At 55.1% G+C, this 20520-nt stretch carries 16 protein-coding genes; 11 read left to right on the top strand and 5 right to left on the bottom strand.

Going from position 1 to position 20520, the window contains the following annotated elements; all coding sequences use genetic code 11:
- Window positions 1-4 precede the first annotated feature (4 nt).
- From GS630_RS22095 to GS630_RS22080, 4 genes are all read right to left on the bottom strand, one after another.
- Window positions 5-1258 carry an ABC transporter permease gene (locus GS630_RS22095; RefSeq protein ID WP_245223351.1) on the bottom strand — a complete coding sequence of 418 codons (1254 nt, stop codon included), beginning with the start codon at window positions 1256-1258 and terminating at the stop codon, window positions 5-7.
- A gap of 60 nt (window positions 1259-1318) precedes the next feature.
- Window positions 1319-2371, bottom strand: a complete 1053-nt coding sequence (locus tag GS630_RS22090) for an ABC transporter substrate-binding protein (RefSeq protein WP_171181275.1) — start codon at window positions 2369-2371, stop codon at window positions 1319-1321.
- 64 nt (window positions 2372-2435) lie between these two features.
- Complete coding sequence (locus tag GS630_RS22085; protein WP_171181273.1) at window positions 2436-3545, bottom strand: ABC transporter ATP-binding protein; 1110 nt, start codon at window positions 3543-3545, stop codon at window positions 2436-2438.
- Between the two features lie 329 nt (window positions 3546-3874).
- On the bottom strand, window positions 3875-4831 hold the full coding sequence (locus GS630_RS22080) for a LysR substrate-binding domain-containing protein (protein WP_171621177.1): 957 nt from the start codon (window positions 4829-4831) through the stop codon (window positions 3875-3877).
- A gap of 131 nt (window positions 4832-4962) precedes the next feature.
- On the opposite strand from GS630_RS22080, the gene GS630_RS22075 reads away from it, so the two are divergent.
- A complete protein-coding gene (locus tag GS630_RS22075) occupies window positions 4963-5595 on the top strand; it encodes a glutathione S-transferase family protein (RefSeq protein ID WP_171181268.1) in 633 nt (210 codons plus the stop codon).
- A 700-nt stretch (window positions 5596-6295) separates the two neighbouring features.
- Here GS630_RS22075 and GS630_RS22070 read toward each other — a convergent pair.
- A complete protein-coding gene (locus tag GS630_RS22070) occupies window positions 6296-7360 on the bottom strand; it encodes an AraC family transcriptional regulator (protein WP_171621178.1) in 1065 nt (354 codons plus the stop codon).
- A 79-nt stretch (window positions 7361-7439) separates the two neighbouring features.
- Between GS630_RS22070 and GS630_RS22065 the strand changes: the two genes are divergently transcribed.
- From GS630_RS22065 to GS630_RS22020, 10 genes are all read left to right on the top strand, one after another.
- Window positions 7440-8813: an amidohydrolase family protein gene (locus GS630_RS22065; protein WP_171238915.1), complete on the top strand. Its 1374-nt coding sequence runs from the start codon at window positions 7440-7442 to the stop codon at window positions 8811-8813.
- Between the two features lie 66 nt (window positions 8814-8879).
- Window positions 8880-10391, top strand: a complete 1512-nt coding sequence (locus tag GS630_RS22060; protein WP_171621179.1) for an amidohydrolase family protein — start codon at window positions 8880-8882, stop codon at window positions 10389-10391.
- Window positions 10392-10511: 120 nt separating this feature from the next.
- Window positions 10512-10913 (top strand): hypothetical protein, encoded by a 402-nt coding sequence (locus GS630_RS22055; protein ID WP_171621180.1) that lies wholly within the window; start codon window positions 10512-10514, stop codon window positions 10911-10913.
- A 26-nt stretch (window positions 10914-10939) separates the two neighbouring features.
- Window positions 10940-12112 carry a dipeptidase gene (locus GS630_RS22050; RefSeq protein WP_171621181.1) on the top strand — a complete coding sequence of 391 codons (1173 nt, stop codon included), beginning with the start codon at window positions 10940-10942 and terminating at the stop codon, window positions 12110-12112.
- 76 nt (window positions 12113-12188) lie between these two features.
- Entirely contained in the window at window positions 12189-13442 is a 1254-nt protein-coding gene (locus GS630_RS22045) for a carbohydrate porin (RefSeq protein WP_171621182.1), read from the top strand.
- A 1410-nt stretch (window positions 13443-14852) separates the two neighbouring features.
- A complete protein-coding gene (locus GS630_RS22040; protein ID WP_171621183.1) occupies window positions 14853-15557 on the top strand; it encodes a hypothetical protein in 705 nt (234 codons plus the stop codon).
- A 201-nt stretch (window positions 15558-15758) separates the two neighbouring features.
- Window positions 15759-15965 (top strand): helix-turn-helix domain-containing protein, encoded by a 207-nt coding sequence (locus GS630_RS22035; RefSeq protein ID WP_170355518.1) that lies wholly within the window; start codon window positions 15759-15761, stop codon window positions 15963-15965.
- Between the two features lie 166 nt (window positions 15966-16131).
- Window positions 16132-17829: a site-specific integrase gene (locus GS630_RS22030; protein WP_171621184.1), complete on the top strand. Its 1698-nt coding sequence runs from the start codon at window positions 16132-16134 to the stop codon at window positions 17827-17829.
- Window positions 17829-18872, top strand: coding sequence for a tyrosine-type recombinase/integrase (locus GS630_RS22025; protein WP_171621185.1), 1044 nt, complete (start codon window positions 17829-17831; stop codon window positions 18870-18872). The genes GS630_RS22030 and GS630_RS22025 overlap by 1 nt, the downstream gene beginning before the upstream one ends.
- The gene (locus tag GS630_RS22020; RefSeq protein WP_171621217.1) at window positions 18869-20509 is read left to right on the top strand and encodes a recombinase family protein; all 1641 of its coding nucleotides are present in this window, start codon (window positions 18869-18871) and stop codon (window positions 20507-20509) included. The genes GS630_RS22025 and GS630_RS22020 overlap by 4 nt, the downstream gene beginning before the upstream one ends.
- Window positions 20510-20520: the final 11 nt, after the last annotated feature.

Here is a 20520-nt window from a genome sequence, read left to right as displayed (position 1 = left end):
CGCTCTAACCCAGTTTGATATTGCCCGCGCCCACGAACCGGTCATAGAGCCAGTAGAGCGCAAGGATTAAGAACAACAGAAGCGAGCCAAGGGCAGCTGCAAGCTCCCAGTTGTTGGATTGCTGCATGTGAAAGGCGATGATGTTTGAGATCATCTGGCCATCCGTGCCCCCAACCAATGCCGGAGTGATGTAGTAGCCCACTGAAATTATGAAAACCAACAACGCGCCCGCTGACAGGCCCGGCAAGCTCATCGGAAGGTAAATGCGAAGGAAGGCCGGGATCGGTGGGCTGCCCATCGACATTGCCGCGCGCATGTAACTGGGATCAATGCCACGCATGACCGAATAAAGCGGCAGGATCATGAAGGGCAACAGGATATGCGTCATCGCAATGATGGTCGAGAATTGCGTATACAACATCTCAAGTGGCGCATCGGTCAGACCCAGGGCAAGCAGGGTGGAATTAACCACTCCGTTTGTTTGTAACAGTGCGATCCATGCGGTGGTTCGCACAAGAAGCGAGGTCCAGAAAGGCAACAGGACAAACACCATCAGGAGGTTCGCCGTTCCGCTGGAGCTGTTGGCCATGAAATAGGCTAGCGGGTAACCAAGAATAACAGTCAAAATCGTTATGATCAGCGCCATCCGAAGCGTCTTGCCATAGAGCTTGACGTAAATCTGCGTCTCGCGGCGTTGGATGCCGCCGTCAGGGTCATTCTCGAGGTCGAGCGCAGTCAGGTAGTATCCGGCGGTATAGACCTGACCGGTTTTTTTTAGTGCTTGCCAGATCTCTGGTTCTGCCCATTTGGCGTTAGCATCAATCAGGATCGCGGCGCCATTATTGGCTAGCTCGCTGTCATCAACACGACGCAGCTTGCGAGCGGAGGATTTGATGACGCTGGAGGACCCGGGAAGGGCACGATTCACTTCTTCCGCCAGTTGACCAGAAGTGCGATCGTTGGCGAGCCTCTTTAGATCAAGGGCGAAGATGCTAAGAATCTCATCGCTTGGACGTTCCTCGCCTTGCCAGCTTGGCAGTTTTTCGAGCGTCTCGGGTACGAGGCTGGCAACAGTCGGATTATAGACACCGCGGTACAGCATCGAGGCTATAGGTGCGACAAATGAGAAACCAATAAATGCCAGAAGGGGCACAACGAACAGAAAAGCTCTCCAACGCCGTGACCGGTATTCACGCGCGGCGTTACGGGCATCTTCGCGGCTCAACCCATCTGGGGTGACGCTGGTGGCTTCGGGCAATTGTTCGTCTCCGGTCGATGAACCTGCGCCGATTGAACGGCGCAGGTTGGTGCTCTTAGACTATTGAAGCAGCCACTCGTTGAACTTTTCGCCTAGTGACTCACCGTAGTCGGCCCAGAAGATGCCGTCTGCTTTGACACCTTCGTCAAGATGTGCTGTCGGCAGATCCTGCTTTACGTCATCCGGCAAAAGCGCCTGAGCAGACTTGCGCGTTGGGCCGTAAGCCACGTCTTGCATACCTGACAGAGGCACGGTTTGAGTTGCGAATTTGACGAACTCAAGCGCAGTATCGAGCTTATCAGTACCTTTCATGACCGACCAAACATCAAGGTCATAGACATGGCTATCCCAAACCATTGTGAAGGGGGCGTTTTCTTCCTTGATGGCGGCGAAGATACGACCATTGGCGGACTGCACCATCTGGGCACCACCGTCGTTCAGAAGAACAGGTGCTTGTGACCAGCTATCATACCAAACGATATCGTCTTTGATTGTGTCGAGCTTCGCGAAGGCTCGTGCCTGACCTTCATCGGTGGATAGAACGTCATAGACCTCGTCTGGTGCCACGCCATCGGCCAGAAGGGCCCATTCCATGTTTACCTGTGGACGTTTGCGCAAGCCGCGCTTGCCGGGGAACGCTTCCGTATTGAAGAAGTCTTCGATCGTTGTAGGGCCGTCGGAATACGCATCGTTGTTGTATGCGAAAATAATGGTCCAAACGATGTTCCCGACGCCACATTCGTGCAATGCCTCGGGAATAAAGTCCTCGGCAGCGGGTGTGCCGTCGTCGCCCGGAGGCAAAATCGAATGATCGATGACTTCCAAATACCCTTCCGAGCAAGCACGCTCTAGGTCGATCACCTCGATATCAACAACATCCCATTGGATGTTGCCGGATTCGCTTTGCGCTTTCATTTCGGCGACGCCGCCGCCGTAGTCTTCAAACAAAACGTTGACGCCGCTGTCGGCCATATATGGGTCGATCATGTGTTTCTGTTGTGCCGCCCCGTAAGCGCCACCAAACGACGTCACGGTCAGATCTTGTGCCATGGCTCCCGATGAAACCATTGCCAGTGCAGCAGCATATGTAAGCAATCCAGAATTTCTAATCACATTCACCTCCTGTTGTCGCGAGAAGCTTTGGGTCCCGCTTTCCCTTTCATTACTTCGCGCAACCTCATACAGGGAACGCAATGCAATCCGAAGTCAGCCACATCAGACTCCCGTCCTGGCCTTCTGAAAACTCAGGGGCGGACAAATCGTTCAGGACTTTGACAATAATCTCTGAACCGTTTGCCAGCCTGAAATAATAACGGATGAAATCGCCCACATAGATGCGCGTTATGAACGCCGCGGTCACCTCGTTGTCGTGATCATGCGATGTCGGGTGTATGAACAGCTTCTCGGGTCGTACCGACACACGACAACCGGAATTCTCGGTCAACCCTTGGCCAGCCATAGCAACCACGGTTTCGCCGCCCGGCGTAACGACTTTGGCCTGATCGCCTGAGATCGACTGAACGTGGCCATCGATAAAATTATTCTCGCCAATGAACTCGGCCACGAACGCATTTGAAGGCCGCTCGTAGAGTTCCGCGGGCGGGGCGCATTGCTGTACGACTCCGTCGTTAAAAACAGCGATCCGGTTGGACATCGACAGCGCCTCGGATTGATCATGCGTCACGTATATGACAGTAACCCCCAATTGCTCGTGTAGGCGCGAGATCTCATACTGCATTTGTTCGCGCAGCTTCTTGTCCAACGCACCCAGCGGCTCATCCATAAGGATAAGCGTCGGCTCAAAAATCATCGATCTTGCCAAGGCCACGCGTTGTCTTTGACCACCAGAGAGCTGGCCGGGATAACGTCCGCCAAACCCGTCCAACTCTACGAGCTTAAGCGAGGCAACCACTCTGGAATCTATTTCAGCCTTTGCCACTTTCCGAACCGAAAGCGGGTAGGCTAAGTTCTCCGCCACTGTCATATGCGGAAACAGCGCGTAGTTTTGAAACACCATCCCGATATTTCGACGATAGGGTGCGATACGATTGATCGATTGCCCCTTTATTGCGATGTCGCCTGAGGTAACGCTCTCAAAGCCTGCTAGCATCATCAGAACAGTTGTTTTGCCGGAGCCTGAGGGACCAAGAAGAGTGATGAACTCTCCTTCTTCGACTTGCATATCGAAACCCTTTACGACCAAGTTCTTTTGGTCGTAAGTTTTTTTCACGTTATCAAATACGAGAAACGGTTGTGATTTCCCAGCTTGTTGTTTGTGGGCATCCATGTTTTTCGCCACTATGTTGACCATTCATGTTTGCCGCCGTTATGGGGGCTGAAAGCAAGTAAATCGTGTATTCCGGCAAACTGCAACTTATCGTTTTATATCTATAAAATGAGGCTCTCGGGCAAAAAAAGGTCCGCGTTGGGCTCTAAGCCGACCTTGGAGCAAGCGCGGCATCTCAAAACTTGCACCGCTAGGCTTCGTTGAGGGCGGCCCAAGGCGGACCTTGGTCGCATCCTTGAGCGCCGCAATGCAGCTTCACCAAACCAGACATTCGTGCATCTCGCAGTATTCCGCTTCCCGAAATGACCGGGTCGCGGACAATGCGGCCACTAGCCGGACGCTCTTGAGCCTTGGGAAGCGAGGTATGCGTCTAACTCACTGACGAAACGGTCTGATCTGTCTGTGATCCATTCGACGAATAGCGCCCGCAGATTAGATTTCGCTCGGGGTCGCGCCCATAGGAGACGATAGGCGTACTTTGTCTGGCATATCATTGACGGTCCGAATGGCAGAATGAGCGATCCTGCTTTCAACGCGTGAAATGCTTCCACAATCCCGCAAAGCGCCAGCCCCTGACCCGCTGCCGCCGCTTGAAGCCCTGAACCTGTTCTAGAGATGCGTACGCCATGTTTTAGATGATCGCGGTCAAACCCAAAGGAATCGCCCCATGCTTGGAAGTCAAGCCATCCCGGGTCCTTGGTGCGATTGGTGACGTGGATGAGCGGTACACCCTTTAGCGATCGCACATACGGATCCAGCCCTTGCTGGTCTGCAAAAGCGGGCGAGCATACTGGGACAACAAAATCACCGAAAAGCACGCGTTCTTCCAATACAGTGTCACGGGTGGGTCCGTATCTGATCGCAAGATCATAGTCTTCTCTCACTAAGTCGATATCGCGATTGGATGGGTCCAAGTATAAGTCCGCATCCGGGTATTGCAGGTGGAACTCCACAAGCATCGGCGATAGCCAATTTTCCGAAAAGGACTCCGGCAGGGTAATGCGTAGACGGCCAGCCGAGTAGTTCGGCTTCAGTTGCTCAAATGCCTCGGCAAGCCTTGCAAAGCCGTCTTCCAACAATTCCCGAACCCGCAATGCATCCTCAGTTGGCTCGATGCCCGAGCTGGAGCGAATGAACAGACTTTTTCCGAGGTAAAGTTCTAGGGACCGTACCCTTTGCCCAACTGCAGCCGGAGTAATTCCAAGTTCGTTGGCGGCCAGTGAAAAGCTCCCATGCCGCAATGTAGCCTCCAGCGCGCGCAACGCGTTCAAATGAGAAAGATGCATGTCGACACCCTAAAGGTTTCCTTTAGTGGGGCCAAATGAAATCAAGCGTGCAAAGCAATCGAACCCACCCATACTGAGCATTGGTGCATAGGATGTCGCCATGAAAAACAGAACCATGGGGAAGACGGGGAATGTTCACGCTTTATTGGGAATATTTGGCAGGCTCGATTGTGGTGCAGTCAGTCCTTGAAGAAATCGGTGCAGAATATCGACTACACTACGTGGACATGGGCGCAGACGGACATCGGACTCCAGATTTCCTGCGTCTAAACCCAACCGGCCGGATACCGGCGCTCGGCTACGCAGATGGCAAAACGATTGGAGAGACTGCCGCGATCGTTACGCTACTCGGCGAGATGTACTCTGGGAGCAGGGTCGCTCCAGCGCCCGGTGATGATAATCGTGGAGAGTTTCTGTATTGGCTGAATGTCATGACGACCTCAGGCTACATGACGGCAGCGCGCCTCGGGCACCCTGAGCGCTATGCGAACAGCAGCAAAGCGATCGAGGAGGTCGGCGCAAAAGCGGCTATCGATTACGATGCCTTTTTCGATGTGATCGAAGATGCAATTGCGGGCGATCCGTACTTCATGACGCGCGGTCTGACCGCACTGGATTTTTACGTCACAATGCTGACCGAGTGGCACGCCAACAAACAGTCTCTCTTTGGCTCACGACCCAAGCTCAGCGCGCTGTGTGAATCTGTGAATGAAAGCCGCTCCTACAAGGCCGCAATGGAGACACATGCACTTCCACAGACCTGAATATTCAAGCGGTCAGCCGAAATCTGCACTCTGGACTAGCGTCTGCGCAGGTGGAGCAATGCGGTCCCTACTTTCAGAGTTTTGATGCTAAACTACTTGGGCTTGAAGCAGATTATCTGCACTGGGCGGGTTCGGCGTTCTTCGATGTTTCGTGCAGCGTTTCGCACAATCTGCGGAGCCAATTTACCCAACAGGATATGAGTGTCAAAAACCGGCGCTTCGCCCTTTTCAACAAATGCTGCGTTTCGCAACAACGACTGGATTGGGCTCAAGGCAGTCATATGAGTCTTTCAGTCAGATGACGGCTTAGGAACGGAAAGCGATCATTGATGGTGGTCATTCCGAGAAATTTCGCCCGAAGGTCTGCATTGAACGGCAGCGGACGTTCGCTGAAATCTGCTGAACGTCTGCCAAGCGGACAAAGCCACCATTTGGTCAATGACCGCTTTCCAGAAGTGGGCTTCGTTCGCGGGCTAAGCGTATTTGTTGGATCGTTTGAAAGCTGCGGGGGCCTTATCAGCCCGTATCCGAAATGCCCGTGAGAAGCCTGTTGAGTCGGTATGGCCTAGTCTTTACGCTTTTCGCGGCGTTGAAGTCCCACGGAAAAACGCCGGATATCCGAAGCGAGCCAACGCCTGCAGTAAGTTGGGACTTGCGTCGTCGCTTCTGAATCTTGGAGCGGTAATCTTTAGCTTAACGATCAGTCGGAGTTGCATATCTGATTGCGTTTTTTGAATTCATTCGGAGTCATCCCGGTCCATCGCTTGAAACTCCTGTGAAAACTGGGTTGGTCCAGAAGCCCAACACTTTCACCAATTTCTTTTATCGAAAGTTGGCTGTTTACAAGCAAAGTCTTCGCTCGCTTCGCCCGACATTTTTCCAGTTCTGCTTTGAAGCTTGTACCATTGGCTCGGAAGGTGCGTTTCAAACGGTCGGGGCTTTGCGAATACAACTCTGCAAACCAGTTCAGGGTGGCAGGTTGCTTGTCGAGATGCAGTTCAAGCAAATCGCGGGTTTGCTGAAGAAAGTCGTCGGCGCCTGTGAAGTTCTCCGGGAGGTTCTGGCTTTGCCCACCTCCGGACCGAAGCAACAACCAGTTTGCTGGAAACTCGATGTGCGCCCCCATGCGGTTGGTCCTGCGTACCGAAATTTCCTTTTTCTGCCAATCAGGGATACAATCAGGTTTGCAAACCCAGAATTGTAGTTTCTTGGAGTCCCAGTCGGGATCGCAGACGGATCGAACTAGTCGAACCATAAATCCCAGATAATAGCCGTCGACTTGGCCAGGTGGAGAAGATGGCTTGAATGTGCGTTTTGCAACCAACCTAGCGACATGACCGTTGGTCTCGAGATTGTAGTTCGCCATGGACGAAATCCTGCCGACGTCCACAACAAGCGATATTAAAAGATCACCAAGCGTCGCGCTTTGAGTTTCAAGGATCGACAGGTTGGGCAATGTATTGAGAGCCGCATTAGCACCGACGTCAAACCCTAAATGCGGGTTACTCAATGCCTTCGCGAGATTGTCGATCAGATCGTACCAATGCTGCCCTGCCATGAACGCTTCGCCGCGCTGCACGTCCTTCAGACAGAGGCCGGATGGCTCAAGAAATTTGTCAACTTCAAGGCCATGGCTAAGGGCAAGGGACACAAAAGGTTGCGCCATCGAGCATTCAACAGTTGGGAGTTTCATTTGCCGACTTGAACTATCGCGGTTTAATTCCTTATTCGCATTTTCGAGCATTTTTTTGGACAATTCAACCATATTGCTAATGACAGTCTGAGCGCCACACGCAAAGATACAATCGTGCAGAGCAGTGCATTGCCAAGAAGGAAACTCCAAAATGTTCAAAAGATTTATAGTCGCCACTGTTCTTTCAGCGGTCGCAACATATTCATTTGCTCAAGAGGAGAGCTTTCCGATCCTCTTCACCAATGTGCATGTCTTTGACGGGGTGAACGAAGAGCGGATCGAGAATGCCAATGTGCTGGTGGTCGACAACTTGATCGCCGATGTCTCGACCGAACCTCTGGCCGTCGCCAACGCCCAGATCATCGACGGCGGCGGGCGCACGCTGATGCCGGGGATGCATGACCAGCACGTGCATCTTACGGTATTCAATCCGCTCAGTGACGGGTTACGCCAGAACATCACTCCCTTTCACCTTGGCGGCGTCGCCACGATCCGGTCCGAACGCATCCTGATGAACGGATTCACAACCGTGCGCGACCTTGGTGGTCCGGCCAAATCCATCGCCCGCATCATTGACACCGGAATGTTTCCCGGCCCGCGTATCTATTCCTCGGAAGCGTTTATCACTCAGACATCCGGTCATGCCGATTTCCGCAAACTGAACGACCGGCATCCGACACTCTCCGGACAGGGTCCTTCGCATTGGGTCGAGACGGACATGAGCTTTATCGCCGACGGACCTGAGCAAATCCGAATGGCGGTGCGTGAAAACCTGCGTCGCGGGGCAACCCAGATCAAGATCATGGTCAGCGGCGGGGTTACGTCAGAGTTCGATCCGCTGCACTCACTTCAGTATCAGGCTGACGAGATCCAGATGGCAGTCAAGACGGCCGCGCAATGGGGCACCTATGTCACCTGCCATGTGTTCACCGAACAGGCGATCCGCAACTGCATCGACAATGGCGCCAAGACGATTGAACACATCCCGTTCCTGACCAAGGAGGCTGCCGAGATTATGGTCGAAAAGCAGATCATGTTCGCGACGGCGGTGGCCCCGGTCTACTCGGTGACCACCGAACAAGCGGAAGCCTTTTACACGCCAGCGTCCTTTGTAAAATGGAAAAGCGTGCGCGATGCTGCAGCCAATATGATCGAAGTAATCCAGACGACGCCGGGCATGATCGATCTCTACACACTGGGCACAGACCTTGTGAACAACTGGGATCAGACGCTTGAGCAAGACAAGAAGATGAACGACGAAATCGGGTATCTGCACGAAGCGGGTTTCAGCGCATATGACATTCTGCGCATCGCTACGTCGAACGGCGCCCGCATGAACCAACTGACCGGCTTGAACAACCCGTATCAGGATGGACCGCTCGGCGTGGTCGAGGAAGGTGCCTATGCCGATCTTTTGCTGGTCGATGGTAATCCGCTGGAGGACATCCTCCTGTTGGCCGAGCCGGACGCCAATCTGAAAATCATCATGAAAGACGGCGTGATCTACAAGAATACACTCGATTGAGTGTCGCGCGGGGTGAATTCACCTCGGCACCCCGCGCACCCCGATAGCGGAAGGGAAAGGAAGCCCATGAAATACCTCGGCAAATCTACAATGATGGCGAGCGCAGTCGCTCTCACAACAAGCGCGGCTTTTGCACAGGAGGCCGCAGGTGACATCCCCCCTGTTACACTCTTTAAGAATGTGATGGTTTTTGATGGAGTGAGTGACGGGCTCAAGGACGTCGACGTTCTCGTCGTAGGCAACAAGATTCACAAGATTGACGCTGACATTCCTGAGGGCGGGAAGTGGGAAGTCGATGTGCGCACCGGGGGATCCAAGCGGTTGCCTGATCCAGTCGGCGGCATCGACGGCTACTCCTTCACCGTTCAAACTGAACGCGGTATCGAGACCAAAGAAGTGGATGTGACCGTCATTGACGGAGACGGTCGTACGCTCATGCCCGGGCTTATCGACAGCCATGTGCATGTGAACATGTACAAAAACGGGACTATCCCGGGGCTTCAGGACACCACATGGGAAGAGATTGGCGCACGTGCTGCCGCATTCGCGCAGGAAATGTTGGCGATGGGCTTTACAACGGTTCGCGATATGTGCGGCGCTCATGGTGGGCTTAGAGCGGTTATTGATGAAGGATCACTTCCCGGCCCAAGAATTTATTCCTCCGGCGCATGCCTTAGCCAAACGGGCGGACACGGCGACTGGGGTATCGCTGGTCAGCGCAAGAACGAGAGCAATCTTGAGCGACTGGAGATCACCAGATTGGTGGACGGGCCCGCCGAGGTGCTTCAGGGAGCGAGGAGGAATTTTGCTTTAGGGGCAAACTATCTAAAGATCATGGTCAGCGGTGGCGTGACATCGATCAAGGACCCGATCTATCAGTCTGCTTTCACAAACGAAGAGATTTCTGCTGCAGTAGAGGTTGCAGGCGATATGGACTCATACGTCGCCATGCACGTATTTATGGACAGCGACCTGTCCCGTGCTCTCGATCTTGGTGTCAAAGTGGTAGACCACGGCCTGACTATTACCGAACCGACGATGCAGAAGCTGGTCGAAAAAGAGGCATTCTTTTCGCCCAACCTGACTGCGCTTGCGCCCGAGGCTCTGGAACACCCGATGCATCAGGACCCAACTTTCCCGCCGACGGCGAAATTTCTGTGGTTGCGGGAAAACAGCAAGCAGCTGATGGATCTTGTAAAAAAATATAAGCCGAAGATGGTGTTCGATTCCGATTACGTGCTTCTCACGGGTGTCCCTTATCGCCAGTCAATGGATTTTACGAAGGCGTTTGTCGCGCGTGAGTTTGGCAACCTCTGGGCATTGCAGATGATGACCTCGAATGGTGGCGAACTGGCGGCGCTGACCGGGCGAGGAAACCCTTACCCTGAAGGCAAGCTTGGTGTGATCGAAGAAGGCGCCTACGCCGACATTCTGATCGTAGACGGGAACCCACTTGAAGACATCTCGGCCATCGGCGCGGTGGACACATGGTTTGATGCGCCGCCGCGCGGGCAGGATGTCCCAAGCATTCGAATGATCATGAAAGACGGCGTGATCTACAAGAACACGCTGGAGTGATAAGCAGAGGTTTTTTGTACTCTGCCTATGCCTGCGCCGGATCGCGCTTTTTTTTGGCACGAGCATCCAAACAGTAGCCTGTTTCGTCTTGCCGCAGGCTCATCATTGAAAGGACGCACAATGAAACATCTTATCCTAGGGGCCCTTCTGGCTGGATACGCCACGTTGGCCACTGCGGAAGACACCCAAAACATGCGTACGTTTCTTTTCATCGGCACGTCCAACAGCGCCGCTTGGGAAATGCAGATTTCAAATCCGAGCGATCGTGCAACCAGCGTCAAGGGTGGAATTGAGGCGCTTGGCGGGAAGCTTCTCAGTTACTACTGGGGGCTCGGAAACGGGAAAAACTACATCACTGTTTCGCTACCTGACGATCCCACCTTCATTCAGGCGTTTTACGTCAGCCGTCTTGGGGATGGCCTGCTCGATGACTATGAGATGATCGAACTGATGAGCAGTGCGGATATGGCCGAAGCGCTGTCCCGTGTGCCCGAGATTAAGGCACATGACGATCTGAAGTAACGGGTCTTGAAAGAGGAGATGAAAGAATGAAACACGGGATCAAACTTGCTCTTGCAGCGGCGGTTTTGAGCGGTCCGGTATTTGCACAGGCAAAGCCAAGCGAAGAGGAAATCGCCGCGCGTATCGAGAAACTGGTTGAAATGGCTGATCCCCGCGGGAATGAGGCGCGGAAGGGCGACCTGCCTTACCGCGAACGCTACGCCGACGCCTACATGATTGATGCGCTGGCTGTAGGCTCGCCCGGCTTCGAGAGTATCGACTTCCTACTCAAGGATTGGGAGAGCCTTGCCAATCATTACGAGGAGTATGGGTACGCTGCGTTCAGCACAACCATATCCAACGGCTCGGAAGGTGCTCTCGCCGTTCTCGAACGGATTGATGTCATGAAGGCATGGATTGACGAAAACTCTGACCGCTTCACGCTGGCGACGACAGTTCAGGATTTGATTGATGCAAAGGGTGACGGCGTTATCGCGATCATGCTGAATTCGCAAAGCATGGACATGCTTGATGAGGATATTGCCAACGTCCAGCGTTATTGGGACCTAGGCATCCGACAGATGAACTTCAGCTATAATCAAACTGGCCCTTATTCAGCCGGTATGGTGGACAATGATCCTTTGGTGGTCGATCGAGGAATTACTGAACTGGGATACGGGGTTGTCGCAGAAATGAACCGCGTCGGTATGATTGTCGATTGCTCGCATTCCTCGTGGCAAACCTGCATCGATGCGGCTGAAATCACCACAAAACCCATGATGATCTCACACAGCAATTCTGCGGAGCTTTACGACAATTACCGCAATGTATCCAGCGAAGCCATCCGCGCTGTCGCTGCTACGGGCGGTGTTATTTGCGTGAACTTTCTTGGTGGCTTTTTGAACCCTCAAGGGTCAGCGACGCCCAAATCCATTGCGAAACACATCGATTTTATCGGCCAGATGGTAGGAAAGCAGGCGACATGTTTCGGGGTAGACTACGTCGAAAACTATGGTGTGGCACTGGGCCCGATCATCAGTAACCCGGAAAAATATCCGCCAGCCCAAGGCTACGGGCTGCCAACACAAATGGCACCTCCCGCTGATGTGTGGGCTGTGGCCCGCGTTTTGGAAGAGGAGCACGGGTGGAGCGAAGCAGAAATTCGCGACCTTATGGGCGGTAATCTGATGCGCCTTTATGAAGCGAACTGGGGTGGGTAGCGCGCTTTGAAGATTTGCCGCGCACATACCGGTTGTTCAGTAAACGACCTGCTGTCCACCAATATGAAAGACGAGCATGACGAAGAAGCAAGCTAATTTTGTTGCTTTCGCATTTACCATTGCCATCGCATCCGGAGCATCAGCCCAAGAGAACAATACGGTACGGCAATTGGAGGCGGCTGCCACCGCGTCGCTTGGGGGGCCGGCGTCGGCGCAGGCCCAATTGGAACAGGACAGGCTCCGGCGGCTTGAAGATTCCAGATCGCCAGGGCTGGATCGGTTTTTCGACCCCTTCGAACAGTCGCGTGAGGCTTTCGCCAAACGCACTGGGTTGAATTTGTCGTTCGACTATCAGGCGTTCTACCAAAAGTCTTCAGACAGCCTGAGTGGCACCGACGAGGCCGCTTCCGGTCAGGCACGGATTATTGGCAACTGGGAATTGCTCAATCGTGGCAGCGAAAATGCGGGCAGCTTTGTCTTCATCCTCGAAAACCGACATCGTCTGGGAACGGATATTGCGCCGGGCAGTCTCGCGGGCGAAATCGGGTATCTCGGTGTCACGGCAACGACATTCAGCGACACGGATTCAACGCTGTCGGTCGCCTATTGGTCGCAAGCCCTGTCCGGCATCAACGGAGGCTTCGTGGCCGGTCGCATCGACCCCGGCGACTATTCCGATATCCTTGGTTATGTGAACCCCCGCACGACTTTTTCGAATTTTTCAATTCTGTTCAGTCCAGTCCTTCCCATTCCCGATCCCGGCTTTGGCATTGCTGGCGGGGGATACATTACGGATCAGATTTATGCGCTTGGCTTGGCCAGCGACGCGAACGGGTCATTGACGGATATAGACTGGTTTCCCGGCGGTTCTGAGTTCTTCACCTACGGAGAGATCGGCTGGACGCCTGCAAGTGACCAACGATACCTCACCAATGTTCACCTCGGTGTCTTCCATGTGGACGACAGGGACGACGCGGGTGTGCCCAGCAGTCATGGCGCAATGTTGTCAGGCAATGTGACCCTTGACGAGAGCGTTATGCTGTTCGGGCGTCTTGGTTGGTCAGACGGCGATGCCCCGATTGCCAGACGTGCGGTCAACGCCGGGGTCATGTGGCGCCCCGGGTTCTATGACGACTTGTTCGGGTTTGGCGTGACGGTCGCCGACCCAACCGATCAAAACCTTGACACGCAAACCACCGTCGAAGCGTTTTACCGGCTGGATATTTCTGACAACCTGGCGCTGACGGCAGATGTCCAGTATCTGAACAATCCCGGCTTCACCGATGATGATCCTTTGGTTTTGGGGCTGAGGTTGAGATTCAACTTATAAGACAGAAAAAACACGAAAACTCATCCTCATACTTGGTATTCTGTAGGCCAGCTGCCGCTTTTGATATCACATGGAAAGTCAAGGTAGTCAGACAGCTTGATGATAATTAGCTGGCCTGTCTGGCAAGGTTTAAAACGATCGTTTTCGAGAAGCTTGTCACAGTTGTAGACGGACAGTTACTCGTTGAAAGTCGAATGTCGCGAAACTCCCGCTCGAGACCCGGCACTCAATAGCCCAACCGTTGCCCGTGTTCGGAGAGAGGAAAAAGCCGACGTTCGCAACCTATGCTCGAACGGCAAGTTTGGGCTCGAAGCGGGCATTCGCTGCAACTTGCTTGAACGTCCACTTTGCGGACTAAGCCGCCCTTCGCTCTCGGTAAAAAAACGACCGCATTACGCGGTCGCTTTTGGGATCCTGTATATCGCCTTTATTTTTTAGCCGCCCTGGTTGCGCTGCAAGTTCTCCAGCACCTGATCGATCGAGAAACTCGCCGGCTTTTGTCGGGGCGGAAAATCCTCGAATGTTGACAAGAAATGCGCAACGAACGCCTGAGCAGGGACCAAGAGATAGGTCCGGTCGAGTCGCCATCTTGAGTACCCTATTGACTCGTGCTCCGCCCGTTCGAATGGATCGCAGGCCGATGATGCACTAACAATCAACTTGGACCAGTCAGATGAGGCTGCTCAGCTTGGGGTGGCGTGCTAACGATCTCACCGTGCGTGTGATTTTGCGAGACTTCACCGGAGCGCGACCGTTCACCCTGCCTTTGCATAAAACAATATCCGGCCCCCGCTCCTTCCCCCCGTCATGCGGGGGAAGGCCCTTCGCTTCCTGTCCGTATCCACGCGATGCCTGTTATCGGTGGCCAACCGCTTCCCCGCAGGCTTTTCACCTGCCCCGCCTGAACTCAATTGAGTGCTGGCAGTCCCCGATCAGACCGCCTTTCTTTTATAATGAAAGACGAGCAGCCGGTGGGTTTCGTTGTCGCGTTTCTGCGCCAGTCCAGAAGGAGCCGACCTGGCGCGGGGTGGGGTGGTCCCCGGAACATGTCCTGTTCTTGGTGGCCGGTGAGCAGGCAAACCGTGGCAACTGTTTTCGACCTGTCGACAGCAATGGAAAACAGTCGGTCCAAACCACGTGCCGCCGGACCTTTCCGGCGCAGTCACTGACGTCCCTCGGGTCCGGCAAAACTGTGGTAAACGAAGATGGAAAGGTCGAAGTGTGACGATCCAAAAGGTTTTTACGGTCAGAACACTACTGAGATTGAGTCGGATTTTCTCCAACCGTCCCTGGCAGTCTGCGCCGCACCAGTTGAGAGCTTCAAATCGTTGATTGGGCCGTATAGAGTTTGTGGCTGGCGGTTCAGAACAAACCGACTTTTAGACCAAAAGTGCTTGGGGGCAGGCTTGCATGGCAAAAACATCAGTGAACTGGAACGTCCAGAACTACGACCGTCAAGGCGCGTTAAGTGAAGTCATGAGGACAGATCTGACGATCAGGTTTGATATCGAGGAATGCGAACTGGACAACCTGTCAAACAAACTCGCCTTCGCGCTGGCTCCGGACACCGCCAGACAATCCATAGTTACCATAGTCCGACAGATGGAAAAAGGCCCGGAGCAGTTGGAGACCGTGTTGCAGGATCTTCGCCGGGCGGAACACTACTTGAAGAGAGCGTCACAAGGTTTCTCGAATCTCCGCATTGATTACCCGAAGGCTGGGCATGGAACAGACGATCCCAACAGGCTTTTGCATGGCCTGTTTGATGGAGCTGTGACCACTGTCGAAGAAATTGACCACTGCCTGACCCGAAGCGCTGGGAAGTATTCCGCGCGTACGCTCGACGTACCGGACAAACGGAGGACCAGGGACGAAAGACGAACCATTGTCCTCCGGCAGATCTTCGAGCTCTGGGAGCGTATCGGTCGCCGAGTCAGCTATAGTACAGATGGTGTGACTTCCGAGCGCCGGGGGCCCCTTGTGGACTTCGTAAATGCCGTCGTTCCCCTGCTGTCCAATCCGCCAGCGACGATCAGCGGTGAGACTATCCGTAATGAGATGCGGGAGTGGCGGACAGAGCGTGATATGATGGCAAGTGTACCGACCCCGGAATAAATTCGAAATCAGCACACTTCGACCTGTTTTAGGCACTTTGTCATGGTCATGGCATGACACGCGTTCCTGCCATATCCCCTTCTGACGACCACGCGCACAAGCAGGTTGAGACAGCGATTGACCAGTTGGTCCGATTGCTGGCTGCCCAGGCAGTACAGGAACTGGGCCGGGACGCCTCTGACCAAAAGGAGGCGCATCAGTATGCCACAGATCAATGCGAAGAAGAGCCCACCCCGCAAGCTTCTGACGGTGAAAGACGTTGCTGAACTGGACAATTGCTCGGAGAAGACGGTGCGCCGTGCGATTGCGGCTGGCCTGCTTGAGGTTATTCGGGTGGGCCCTGGCGGACGCCTCATCCGCATTGATCCGGCAGCTCATGCCGCCTACAGGCAGGCACAGTGCTGGTAGGTAATCGAGACCATTAATGTACATTAATGTCAATAGGTTATGGCATTTTCGGGAAGAGGGCCTGCCCGTAAGTTTCTGACTTTCTGTGCTACGCTTTTCCCGAATCGGACCCCCTGTCCACACCCGTCTGCCCGAGACCCGATATGTCCAAAGGAACGTAAACCCGATGACTAGCCAGAGCCCCGTTCCGTTGAGATTGGCCTTCGTCAAAGCCGACACACCGATGTTCGCCGAGCTCATCGACCAACTGCGCTCCGACAGCTATCTGTCGGACGGACGCCGCCGCGACATGATCTCCGGTCTGCGCCGCGTGGCCAAAGCCCTTGGGCTGCCGCCAGAGGATGTGCCCTGCGACAGTCGCTGGTTGCAGCCCCGTCTGTCCAAAGTCACACCGGCAGCACTCGGTCTTACACCGAAGAGTTGGCAAAACGCGGTGAGTGATGCGCGTGCCGCCCTCGCGCATTTCGGGCTGGTGGAACGGCGCTTCAACCGGATCGATGATCTGTCTCCCGATTGGCAAGCGCTCTGGGCGAATGTATTGGCGTCCGGCGACAAGACATTGCAACCCGCACTCTGCCGCTTCGTGCATTTTCTGAACCGGCAAGGCGTCAAACCCGCCACTGTGCGCAAAGAGCATGCCGCGGCCTATCGAGAAGCCCTTGCGCATAACGAGATCAGCAAATCACCGGATGTCGCGTATCGGGCTGCGGTCAACGGCTGGAACCTGGCGGTCCGACGTATTTCTGAATGGCCCAAGGCCATCCTGCCTCTGGAAACGCGCCAGAAGGTCATCACCTTTCCCGTGACAGCATTTCCTACGCCGTTCCAAAGCGAGCTTGCAAAATTGATGCACCGTCTTGCAACTCCGGACCCGCTGGCAGATGACGGTCAGAACAGGGTACTCCGACCCGCGACCCTGTCCCAATACCAAAGACAGTTGGTTCGGTTTGCCTCCGAACTCGTTCACTCTGGTATCCCGATCGCGGAGATTGGCGGATTGGACGTCCTGATCAATCCGGTGATGGCTGAACAGGGTTTGCGCCAGATGTTATCGCGCACCAACAACCAGACCACAAAGATGATCAGTGAGATCGCCGCGCTGCTCCGCAACCTGGCCCGGATACTTAATGCACCCGATGACGCTCGCGATGCACTGGCCGGGCTTGCCACGCGCCTGGCGGTCAAACCTCAGAATGGCATGACCCAAAAGAACCGAAGCCGGCTGCGGGTGTTGCAAGAGGATCGGCATCAACAGCGCCTGCTGCTCCTGCCTGAACGGATTTTCGCGCGACCACGCGGCATCTCCAAACCGTATGGCTGGGCTCTGGCGCGCGAAGATGCACTCGCCATCGCCATCTTGCTGGTCTGCCCGGTTCGCGTGAAGAACCTGGCTGGCATCCACCTGGAACGCCACCTGCACCGACCTGGTGATGGCCGAGCCTACCTGGTTCTGGAAGACGGCGAGACCAAAAATGAGCGACCTGTCGAGTTCGAGATCCCGCGTGATGTATTGCGCATGATCGACGTGCATCTCAAATCTCGCTGTCCGGAACTCTGCCCCGCGGGAACGCCTTGGCTGTTTCCCCGGAGGGATGGTCAGCATTCGGTTGATCCTGGCGTTCTGTCTGCGCGCGTCTCCAAACGGATTCGGAAGGAAACGGGGTTGGAGATGAATGCCCACCTGTTTCGGCATTTTGCGGTGATGAACTGGCTCGACGCCAATCCCGGCGGCTATGAGGTCGCGCGCCGGTTGCTCGGACATTCGGAGGTCAGCCACACGATCAACATGTATTCCGGTCTTGAGGCACGTTCGGCAACACGCGCCTTTGCTGACCTGATAGAAGCTAAGAAAGGGCGTCGCTGATGAGCCTTGTTCTGCCTCTGTCTGATTGGCCCGTGCAAGACCGGGAGATGTGGCTCAACCTTCAGATAGAAGGTGGCCCACTCGACGATTGCGGCGCGCTGTCACATCTACGCGCGACCTCGTTGAAGACGTTAGAACTGCGCTATGCCCGATGGCTGCAATGGCTGATTAACAGCGATGCGGAGGCGATCACACTGCCTCCGGCTCGACGCGGGACCCTGCCGCGCCTTTCCGCTTGGCTTAGGGACCTCTCACACACCCGGCCGATGACCCGGTTGATGTTCATTGACGGCGTGTTGCGTATCCTCTCCGCGGCTGACCCGACACAGGACTGGTCCGCTCAGCGGAGATTGAAAGCGGGATTGAAGCGCGCCGCAGGACGGGGTGATCGGGATCGCAAACTTGGGCGTGTGTTGTCCAGCGAGGTTCTATTCAAGGCGGGAATGTCTCTAGCGACGGGTCATGCAGAAGCGGAGCCAACACCGCTGCGCCGTATGATATGCCTGCGGGATGGCACCATGATAGCCATGCTGGCTTTGATGCCGATGCGGCGACGCGCCTTTGCCGGCCTTCGGATTGGCATATCCTTGCATGTCACAGCAGACACCATAACCGTCGCGCTCCCGGGGGATCTGACCAAATCAGGACAACCATGGGAGGCTGATGTTCCCCAGAGCGTTGAGCCGCTCTTGCGTCGTTATGCCAACGAAGCCCGCCCCTATTTTTTGGAGCGTGGCCAACAGCAGCACGATGTCTTGTGGGTCGGCAGGACAGGCGCACCATTAAAGCAAGATGCGCTGAGCCCCCGGATCGCGGAGCAGACCCTGAAGCTGACGGGTCGCCGCATTCCACCGCATTTCTTCCGGGATGCCGCCGCAACGACATTGGCGCGCTCCTCTCCGGAACACGCAAAGCTGATCCGACCAATATTGGCTCATACGAGCTTCGGAACGGCAGAGCATCACTACATTCACGCCCAAACCATTGAAGCGGGCCGCGACTACGCGGATCTGATCAACCAGAAGAAAAAGGTCTGTCGATGACCCGAGTCGCAATCTATGCCCGTTTCTCCAGCCAGATGCAGCGAGACGCATCTATCGATGACCAGATGCGTTTGTGCCGGGAACGTGCAGAGCGGGAAGGCTGGACTGTTGTCGACGCCTATTCGGATCGGGCGGTCTCTGGTGCGTCCATGTTGCGTCCCGGGCTGCAAGCGCTCTTCAATGCAACCCAGGAAGGACGGGTTGATCTGATCTTGGCAGAGGCGCTGGATCGGTTGAGCCGGGACCAGGCAGACATCGCTGCGATCTTCAAACGGCTAAGCTTTGCAGGGGTTTGCATCGTGACGCTGGCTGAGGGCGAGATCAGCGAATTGCACGTAGGTCTCAAAGGCACCATGAACCAACTGTTCCTCAAAGACCTGGCCGACAAAACCCGGCGTGGTTTGCGCGGGCGTGTCGAGCTTGGCCGTTCCGGCGGTGGTAACAGCTACGGTTATGATGTCGTCCGGCGTCTCGGGCCCGACGGCCAACCCGTCACGGGGGAACGAGTGATCAACGCAGCAGAAGCTGAGATCGTCCGGCGGGTGTTACATGACTTCACCGAAGGGCACTCCCCGAAAGCCATTGCGCGCCGCCTGAACGCCGAAGGTATTCCCGGTCCCCGTGGCAAGTTATGGCGTGACACCGCCATCCGGGGGCACCGAGTGCGTGGGACGGGCCTTCTCAACAATGAGCTCTACATCGGCCGCCTTGTTTGGAACCGGCTGCGCTACATCAAGGACCCGGAGACCGGCAGACGTGTTTCCCGTCTCAACGATCCGTCCAAATGGATCATCGCGGAGGTCCCTGAGCTGCGGATCGTCGGGGATGAACTTTGGGAGGCGGTCAAGCAGCGGCAAGGCGAGATCGAGGCTGATCCCCGCGTCAAAGCCATCAAGCAAACCAAGTTTTGGGAGAAGCGTCGCAAAAAGCACCTTCTGACCGGTCTAGTATTCTGCAGCAACTGCGGTGGGCCACTCGCCACTGTCGGGCGCGATTACCTCGCCTGTTCAGCCGCCCGCAAACTCGGCACCTGCACGCACAGGCAATCCATTCGCCGCAATGTCCTGGAAGACGCCGTTCTGGATTTGCTTCGTCAGCGTCTGATGCAGCCCGACGCAGTGGCCGCTTTTATCAAATCCTTCAACGAAGCCGCCAACGCAGAAGCTGGTACAGAGGAGGCAGCCCGGACCCGTCTACAATCCGAACGGGACAAAGCTGCACGCAAACTGAATGGGTTTTATGACGCAATCGCTGAGGGCATTCGCACCCCCGGGCTTCAAACGCGGCTCGAAGAACTCGAAGCGCAGATAGCCGAGCTTGACGCAAAGCTCTTCGAACCTAAGCCTTCGCCGGTGCGACTGCACCCGAACCTGTCGGAACTTTATCGCTCCAAGGTCGCCGATCTTGCACAAGCGCTATTGGAACCTTCGATCCGCACCGGGGCTTTGGAGATCATCCGGGGCCTTATCGAACGTGTCACGGTCGAGCACACCAACGAGGGCGTTCAGATCGAACTGGAGGGTGCCCTGGCAGCAATGATTGGGTTGGCCCAAAATGAACAAAGCCGCCCTGAGGCGGCTTGTTCGACCCAAGTGGTTGCGGGGAGAGGATTTGAACCTCTGACCTTCAGGTTATGAGCCTGACGAGC

It is taken from the genome of Ruegeria sp. HKCCD7303 (genome assembly GCF_013111185.1).
In the GTDB taxonomy this organism is placed as follows: Bacteria; Pseudomonadota; Alphaproteobacteria; order Rhodobacterales; family Rhodobacteraceae; genus Ruegeria.
Note: the sequence above shows the minus strand (reverse complement) of the source record. Positions and strands in the feature narration are given on the sequence as shown.

Excerpts from the sequence above, each read along its gene's own strand:
- GS630_RS22085 (WP_171181273.1), bottom strand. The coding sequence starts at position 3,545 with ATGGATGCCCACAAACAACAAGCTGGGAAATCACAACCGTTTCTCGTA.
- GS630_RS22080 (WP_171621177.1), bottom strand. The coding sequence starts at position 4,831 with ATGCATCTTTCTCATTTGAACGCGTTGCGCGCGCTGGAGGCTACATTG.
- GS630_RS22075 (WP_171181268.1), top strand. The coding sequence starts at position 4,963 with ATGTTCACGCTTTATTGGGAATATTTGGCAGGCTCGATTGTGGTGCAG.
- GS630_RS22070 (WP_171621178.1), bottom strand. The coding sequence starts at position 7,360 with ATGGTTGAATTGTCCAAAAAAATGCTCGAAAATGCGAATAAGGAATTA.
- GS630_RS22065 (WP_171238915.1), top strand. The coding sequence starts at position 7,440 with ATGTTCAAAAGATTTATAGTCGCCACTGTTCTTTCAGCGGTCGCAACA.
- GS630_RS22060 (WP_171621179.1), top strand. The coding sequence starts at position 8,880 with ATGAAATACCTCGGCAAATCTACAATGATGGCGAGCGCAGTCGCTCTC.
- GS630_RS22055 (WP_171621180.1), top strand. The coding sequence starts at position 10,512 with ATGAAACATCTTATCCTAGGGGCCCTTCTGGCTGGATACGCCACGTTG.
- GS630_RS22050 (WP_171621181.1), top strand. The coding sequence starts at position 10,940 with ATGAAACACGGGATCAAACTTGCTCTTGCAGCGGCGGTTTTGAGCGGT.
- GS630_RS22045 (WP_171621182.1), top strand. The coding sequence starts at position 12,189 with ATGACGAAGAAGCAAGCTAATTTTGTTGCTTTCGCATTTACCATTGCC.
- GS630_RS22040 (WP_171621183.1), top strand. The coding sequence starts at position 14,853 with ATGGCAAAAACATCAGTGAACTGGAACGTCCAGAACTACGACCGTCAA.
- GS630_RS22035 (WP_170355518.1), top strand. The coding sequence starts at position 15,759 with ATGCCACAGATCAATGCGAAGAAGAGCCCACCCCGCAAGCTTCTGACG.
- GS630_RS22030 (WP_171621184.1), top strand. The coding sequence starts at position 16,132 with ATGACTAGCCAGAGCCCCGTTCCGTTGAGATTGGCCTTCGTCAAAGCC.
- GS630_RS22025 (WP_171621185.1), top strand. The coding sequence starts at position 17,829 with ATGAGCCTTGTTCTGCCTCTGTCTGATTGGCCCGTGCAAGACCGGGAG.
- GS630_RS22020 (WP_171621217.1), top strand. The coding sequence starts at position 18,869 with ATGACCCGAGTCGCAATCTATGCCCGTTTCTCCAGCCAGATGCAGCGA.